Source organism: Streptomyces sp. MCA2, from assembly GCF_023544705.1.
GTDB classification, from domain to species: Bacteria; Actinomycetota; Actinomycetes; order Streptomycetales; family Streptomycetaceae; genus Streptomyces; species Streptomyces decoyicus.
On record NZ_JAMJFM010000025.1, the window covers coordinates 123,178 to 130,169 of the forward strand.

The following is a 6,992-nucleotide window of genomic DNA, read 5'->3' on the forward strand; positions in this document are numbered from 1 at the left end:
ATCCGGCGCGGCCGAGCTGGCGCGGTCGAGCCGGCTGGCGATCCCATGCCGCAACCCACCCGGATGAAAGATCACCGTAGGAAGGACGATCCCGCATGACTGTCACCCCGATCGATCTCTTCGCCTCGTTTATCCACCTTCAGCAAGGCGGCCAGGTGCGCGCCGAGCAGCCAGCGTTCGACCCCGAGCGGGACGGCTGGCAGTTGATGGCCTTCCATGTGGAGACCGACGCCGACGTCCACGCCGACCATTGGGAAGTTCATCCCGACGCAGATGAATTCGTCGCCTGCCTCACCGGCGGGATAAGGCTCCACTTCCGTCCGCAACAGCCAGGAGAAGAGGAGGAGGAAATCAAGCTGGCGGCTGGGACCGCGGTCATCGTGCCGCGCGGGCGATGGCATCGCATGGCACTGGAAGCCCCTGGCGACATCATGTCCGTCACCCTTCCCCGCGGCAGCCGCTTGGAGAAGCGCAGCGGAGCCTAGGCGGGGTCGCACACCGCGGCTCGTTTCTGGTTCTGCGGATCGGGTTCTCCTTCGTCCGATTCCTGGATCTGTTGCCTGAAGATGACGGTAGAGGTAGCGGTGGAGGTAGAAGTAGTGAGGTGGTCCGGGCGCGAACGCGGCGGAGGGGGATGACACCGTGCCCCCCGACACTGGCCCGAACTCCGGCCCGGGGCGAGCCACGGGGGTGCCGCCAATGGCGAGAAGATCGCCCTCACCGCGATGCTCGGCATCCGCCCCAACTAACCAGCGCAGCCACCGCTCCCGCGCGTTTTGATGGCGATGTGCGGGGCACCTGCATTGCAGCCCCCGGCTGGCCACCCCCGTCCAGCCGGGGACTGGTGTCTTCGATGTTCCTTCGGCGTTGCCGGCCCGAGCCAGTGCCGCTCCTGCGTGCCGTGCCGTGCCGGGCCGTCGCCGGGGCCCGGCAGTTACGTGGATCAGACAGTCAGCGAAGGGTGTAGCCGCCGTCCGGATACAGGGTCGCGCCGGTCGTAAATCCGTTGGTGAAGAGGAACAACACGTTCTGGGCGATCTCGTCCTCCGTGCCAAGCCGACGCAGGATGGAGTCCCTGCGGTACTGGGCGAACGCTGCCTCTCGGTCTTCCTCCGCTCGGTGCGCCCAGAGGTTTCCGTCGATGGTGCCGGGTGAGACGACGTTGACCCGAACCGGCGCCAGCTCCACGGCCAGGCCCCGGCCCAGCCCCTCGATCGCGGCGTTACAGGCTGCGTAGGCGGGCGCGGCAGCCGGCGGACGTGCCCCAGCGGCACCGGACATCAGGACGACAGATCCGTCCTCCGACAACTTGGGCGCGGCATACCTGACCGCGTGGTACTGGCCCCAGAACTTGGAGACGAAGGGGCTCTCGGCATCGTCGTCGCTCAATTCCATCATGGGCCCGACGCGATAGGAGGCTGCGGAGGTGAACAGGTGGTCGACGTGGTCGAGTTCCGCGAAGAATGAGGCGAGCGAGGAACGGTCTGTGGTGTCCACGGTCCGCCATGTCGCACGGCTGCCCAGTTCCTGCGCCGCTGCGGTGAGGCGTTCCCGGGTACGCCCGCCGAGGATGACACGGGCACCGTCGCCGACCGCCTGGTGGGCGACACGTAAGCCGATGCCTGATCCACCACCGATCAGGACCACTGTGCGTCCTTGGAGAGATCCCGCATCAGCGGGACCGTCGACGCGGAAAGGCAGTTCATTCATGGCTGCTGGCTCCGTGTGGTGCTGAGTCGCGGACAGTTGTTCCATACGCCGCAGCACGTCGGTCGATCAAGGAATTCCCGAGGCGGAGGGGCTTCGGTGCCCGCTCGTACAAGGGCCATTGGCAAGAAGTACGGCAGGATCGACGTCCTTGCGCAGAGGCTGAGCGGTACGGCCAAGGCAGGCTGCGTCGCAGTCAAGGGCAATACCGCCAAGGGGTCCTGGGCCGCGACCCGCGACCCCGCAGGTGAGGGCCTTCGGCAAGAAGCTCGCCAAGACGCAGTCCGTGGCCTCGGCCCAGGGCTATTACAAGGCCAACCTCGAAAACCGCTCACTCCGCCACGATTCCACCTGTGGGAGTTGCCGGCCGGTCGTTCGCCTTCCGCGAGGTGCGGAGGCTGATCCCCGGGTCCTGGTCGCGCGGCCGGTGTGGTGCCCACGGAGGATACGGAGCGCAGCGAGATGTGCTGGATGCCGGAGCCGCCCTCTCCGAGCTGGGCACATCTGGCCTGGCTGGTACGGGTACTGCCGTTCCTCCATACGTTCAGGGAGTACGGGCCGGAGGGAGGCCCGGAGCTGTGTGGGGTGGAGTCTCCGTCGGGGGAGTGGGCAGATGTACTGGTCGAGCGTCGGGGGGTGGATCCGGGAATCCAAGAAATGGGGAGGGGCTCGCACGTGGCGAAGCGGGTGCGAGCCAGCTTGCGCCGCCGGTAGGCCCTCAAGGCTTGCCGCAGTGCCGGATCCCCTCGCGGGGGGAAGGAGCGGTCGAAGCCGATGCTGGCGTCGACGGCCAGGTGCGGCAGGCAGTCGAGTGAGATGCCAGCAGCGGCCTGAGCCAGAGTGCCTGAGCGAGAGTGTTCGGCCCGGATGGTCCAGGTTTTCCTCGACAGGCTGAGTTCCTGCGTGGCGCCCCGTAGGAACCGCATTCCCGTCGCCGGTCCGCTGGTCCTGTGCCCGACGGGGAGGCCGTGGAGACCTCGACCAACTTCCGTGCGGGGTAAGGCGATCGAGGTGTTCACGTTGCCGCCGTGCACCTGGGGGGAAGCGGCGCTCAGCGCCGAAAGCCAGCCATATCGGTGAGTGATTGGGGGAGCCGGCCTCTCACGCGGAAGGTCGCCGTGTGGGGGCATCCCGGCGGGGGCGGTTTGCGGGTGACGTGGGAGGCAAGGCACCCTTGCGTCATGTCAAACGTGAGGCTCGAAGCCTGGATCGGTGGAGAGTGGCTGGAAGTGGACGCAGTGAGCGTCACCGTAACGGATTCTGCGCTGACCCTCTCCTTCGAACCCCAACGGAGTGAATCGGGGTACCGAAGCCTCATCTGGGAGCCCCTGGAGAACTTTCTCAGGGAGTACCGCGAGGAGCCGCTCGTCGTGGTGCCGCGGGGGCGCAATTTGCCGGTGATGTTCGGCCCCGGTGCCGCGGGGCCTTTCCGGCTGGCGGAAACTCCGGGCAACTGACGGCTGCTCGCTGACCGTCTCGGGGTACGCCCACGTGCGGTGCTCCTCGCCAAGGGTGAGGAGCACCGCACGCATGCCCGGGGACGGGTGCTCCCCTGCCGCGTTGGACGGCGGCTGACGTGTCCGCGTACCCACCAGCGGGTCGTCGGTCTCACCGTCCCTTGTAGCCGGCAATCGCTTGGGGAACGAGGACGGCGGCCACCGCACCGCCGGTGCCGAGCGGGACGGCAAGGCGAGGGTGCTGGTAGCTGAGGTAGACCACGCCCAGCACGGCCGCCGCGATGAACCCGAGAGTGAGCAGCAGCAGCTGCACTCGCATGCCGCGGTGTGCGTCGTCCTGATGCGGGCGGTTCGGGTGGTGGGTGGTCATGACGGTGTCGTCCTTCGCTCGGTATGCCTTGGTTTGCGATATGCCTTGGATCGCGGGGCAGGCGGGTGCCGTGCCGTGCCGTGCCGTGCGGTGGTGGGGTAGCGCGCTGCTCCACCACCGGGGGTAGGGGTGGGGTAGCGGGCTCCGCATGTGGTGGGCAGCGATGGGTGTCGCGCTCTGGGGGGCCGTGTGGGTAACGCGGGCCCCTGCCCCGCCGGAGGCGGGGCCGCCAGTCGGCCCGCAGGGTGAACCTCAGCTCCTGACCTGCGACGCCGTGGCGTTTGTCCTCATCGAGTAGGGCATTGCAGCGTTTGCTCGGTGTCCGCGAAGAGCTGCTCGATGCCCTGACGGGTCCAGCCCAGAAGAATCAGGATCATCTCGCTGGTGGAAATCAGCCGCTCGATGACGCAGGCGGAATCGGGTGCGTGCGTGGACCGGTTGGCCTGGCGCAGGGTTCCTCTCACCTGTCCGATCCCGGTCCGGACCCGATATTGCAGGGTGAGAGCCTCTTCCCGGGTGAGTTCGCGATGGGCGAGCCCGGTCTTCAGCCTGACCAGATTGTCCCGGGATTCGGTGAGGAAGTCGGTGGCCAGCCCCCAGCACGGACGCAGGGACTCCGGCAAAAGGGCCCGGCCCACGACGGTCATGGTCCTGATGGTCGACATGGCCTTGTCCAACTGTTGCGGTAGATAACCAGGAGCGGAGACCGCCAGCCACTGGATGAGGGAGTCACCGGTGGACGGCAGCAGCCACGCCAAGTGCGAGGTGTCCTGCTCGCCGCATGCGGGCACTTCCTCAACCACCACCGACGCCTTGAAGATGGCGGCCCGGCCCGCATCGACATCTATGGCGTCCGCCAACCGCTCGCGCACCCCTTCTCCGGCTGCAATCAAGAGCGCATCGAGCTGGGCATCGGAGTCGTCACCGGACTGCATCGGCCGGCTGTCGCTCACCGCGCACCTCCGTTCGCCGGGCTCAGCAGCGCCCTCTTCAGCAGCGTCCGGCCGCGGTGCAGGTTCTGTCGCACCGCCTCCGGTGTCACCTTCATCAACCGCGCGATCTCCTGCGGCTTGTATCCGTCCAGCGTCCACGCCATGACCTCCCGCTGCCGGTCCGGCAGCCAGCTCAGCGCCTCGTACACGCGAGCCTCTTCCTCGCTCAGTTCCACCGCGTCCACCGGACACCGGCCACCCGGCAGGTCCGGGAGCTGATCGGTCAGCTCTTCGCGGGGATACCGCATCGCCTGCATCTTCCGCTGCGCCACGGTGCGCAGCCATGCTCTCGGATGCTGGATCGACTCCCACTGCTCGAATGCCACCGCGAACGCGGACTGGGCTATGTCGGCAGCCTCGTGCGGCGCCGCCCCCAGGTGCATCACGAAACGGGTCAGCCGGACGATCTCCTGCTCGTAGCAGGCCGCGAACGCGGAGCGGGCTCCACTCTCCCCGGGCGCGGACGGGAACCGAGGCGCGGGGGAGACCAGCGACACGGACACGGCGGATTGGTGTGGCGCATCAGCATCCACCGCAGTCCCCCTCACGAGCACCGTCCCCCACGATGATCTCGTGGTGGCCGGGACCGCACTCCGAGAGCCGGATCGCCGGAGGAAGCGGGCGCACCCAGCTGTACGGCCCCTGCTCGCCGATACCCGGCCGCCGCAGTGATGCGTGCCGACTTGTCCGCCGCAGTGATGCGCGCTGACTCGCCCGTCGCAGTGATGCGTGCCGACTCGCCCGCCCGCTCAATAGGCGTCCGCCACACACGGCCCGGCCGGTGATCACAGACACCACCCTCGTCGTCTCCATGTACAAAGTCCTTCATCGAACGTCTGCCGACGGACGCTGTCGCGTTCATCCTTGTCCTGAGTAGTGCGGTCGGCACGGCAGAACGTGACATCGCCCTCGCCACAACGTCCGCTGTAGCTGAGGAAGTTGCGGCGCCTCGCCCTCGGCGGTGCCGCGATGGGAAGCGTTCAGCGGTGCCACGAGGCGGTCGCCTGTGTCATTCGAGCCTCCACGAATCACCTGTACCTGGCGTCCGTCTGCTCAGTACTTGAATCGACCCTGTCGCACGGCGACGCCCTCTCGGAACGCCGGCGGCCTGGGGGGCCTGGGGCATCAGCCACGCCGGATCGGCAGATCAGGGCCTCGGGCCTCGCTCATGACGAGCGGGAGTCACGCCCTCGCGCGTTCGCCCGACTCGTGGCGCCCTGACCCGGGGCACCCGCCGCCTGACCTGAGGGATATCGGCGTCCGGCCGTCAGTCGGGCGCCGATATTGCTGCCGCCGGGTTGAGGATGCGCATCCAGATGAGGGATCCGGACCTTCGCCAGGCGAGTTCGAGCATGGTTGACGGCTGTGGGCGCGGACCTTTTTGCCGCACGGGGCTTAAGTGAGCCCGGTCTGCGCCTTGCTGAACAGCACACCCTCGGAATAGAAGAACACCGCGCTGCTGCTGCCGTCGGCGCCGTAGCACGTCCAGGTGATCGGATAGCTTTCGGCGAGTTTTTCGCTGTCCTGTTGGCAGGTGCTGGCAAGGGTGAACAGGAATTTCTCGGTGCTGCCCGCCCTTATCTTCTGGTATTCGGCGAGAGTCAGCGGGTCGCTGGTGGTGGTGCTGCCTTGGTAGGCGCCGGCGATCACGAGAAGGCCGAGGATGCAGCCGCCGGCTATCGCGCTCTTCTTCACGGGGGGAGTTGTCCTTTTGCGGGTGGTTCGGTGGACCGGCGGGCGTGGTTTCAGATCGGAGCGGCGGCTCGTACGACGTCCGCGAATGCGGTGAAGCGGGAGCCGCCGTGGGCGGGGGCGGTCACGGACTGCTCGGGCACGGCGGCACCTTTCTGCGGGTGGGGTCGGCGGACGAACCGGCAGGGGGAGTCTATGTTGCGTACGCGCGTGGACGCTGTGGGGACGGCCGCGCCTGGCCTTGATTCCCTTGTCGTTCACCATCGCGGTGTAGGCGGTGTAGGCGGTGTAGGCGGTGTAGGCGGTGTACGCGGAGGACCGGCCGGGTGCCACCGTGTTCGCGTAACAGGACTTGCGCCTACAGGCGCCGCCCTTGTTCCGTGCCTCGATACGGTCACCGCCCCGTGTGTGGGTGACGCACGCGGACCCACGCCTCCTCCGGCAAGCAGAGCAGTAGCGCAGCTCAATGAGGGCAGTGGCTCTTCCATCAGTACTTCGTTGCTCGCGTCATTTGGGCTCGGCGCTCGTTCTCCTGCAACGTCGCTACCGGGGCTGACCATTCGCGTTGTCCTCGATGAGTTCCTGGGTGCGGCGCAGCAGGGCTTGCCGTACAGCCTCCGGTGACAGGACTCGCAGGGGTGTGGCCAGACTGAGGAGGTACCGGGCGAGCCCGTCTGCGTCGGGACCGCCGATGTCGACGATCGTGGCGTCGGGGCCTTCGGGATGGTGGGTACCGACTGTCGACGGGATCAGCCGCAGTGCTTGGTCCATGGA

Annotated in this window: 8 protein-coding genes; 2 read left to right on the forward strand and 6 right to left on the reverse strand. The window is 67.5% G+C overall.

Annotation, left to right across the window (positions count from 1 at the left end; translation table 11 throughout):
* Positions 1–95: 95 nt before the first annotated feature.
* Entirely contained in the window at positions 96–485 is a 390-nt protein-coding gene (locus tag M8I34_RS21645) for a cupin domain-containing protein (protein WP_250051392.1), read from the forward strand.
* Positions 486–951: 466 nt separating this feature from the next.
* Here M8I34_RS21645 and M8I34_RS21650 read toward each other — a convergent pair whose 3' ends face one another.
* On the reverse strand, positions 952–1,710 hold the full coding sequence (locus M8I34_RS21650; RefSeq protein WP_250051394.1) for an SDR family oxidoreductase: 759 nt from the start codon (positions 1,708–1,710) through the stop codon (positions 952–954).
* Positions 1,711–2,888: 1,178 nt separating this feature from the next.
* Between M8I34_RS21650 and M8I34_RS21655 the strand changes: the two genes are divergently transcribed.
* Positions 2,889–3,164, forward strand: coding sequence for a hypothetical protein (locus M8I34_RS21655; protein ID WP_030987520.1), 276 nt, complete (start codon positions 2,889–2,891; stop codon positions 3,162–3,164).
* A gap of 151 nt (positions 3,165–3,315) precedes the next feature.
* Here M8I34_RS21655 and M8I34_RS21660 read toward each other — a convergent pair whose 3' ends face one another.
* The 5 genes from M8I34_RS21660 to M8I34_RS21680 form a co-directional block, all read right to left on the reverse strand.
* Positions 3,316–3,534 carry a hypothetical protein gene (locus M8I34_RS21660; RefSeq protein WP_250051396.1) on the reverse strand — a complete coding sequence of 73 codons (219 nt, stop codon included), beginning with the start codon at positions 3,532–3,534 and terminating at the stop codon, positions 3,316–3,318.
* A gap of 287 nt (positions 3,535–3,821) precedes the next feature.
* Complete coding sequence (locus tag M8I34_RS21665; RefSeq protein WP_250051398.1) at positions 3,822–4,487, reverse strand: hypothetical protein; 666 nt, start codon at positions 4,485–4,487, stop codon at positions 3,822–3,824.
* The gene (locus M8I34_RS21670) at positions 4,484–5,029 is read right to left on the reverse strand and encodes a sigma-70 family RNA polymerase sigma factor (protein ID WP_250051400.1); all 546 of its coding nucleotides are present in this window, start codon (positions 5,027–5,029) and stop codon (positions 4,484–4,486) included. Before M8I34_RS21670 ends, M8I34_RS21665 begins: the two co-directional genes overlap by 4 nt.
* Before the next feature lie 892 nt (positions 5,030–5,921).
* Positions 5,922–6,221 carry a hypothetical protein gene (locus tag M8I34_RS21675; protein WP_250051402.1) on the reverse strand — a complete coding sequence of 100 codons (300 nt, stop codon included), beginning with the start codon at positions 6,219–6,221 and terminating at the stop codon, positions 5,922–5,924.
* Positions 6,222–6,761: 540 nt separating this feature from the next.
* Positions 6,762–6,992 (reverse strand): WYL domain-containing protein (locus tag M8I34_RS21680; RefSeq protein ID WP_250051404.1); only part of this gene is annotated, 231 nt, incomplete at its 5' end.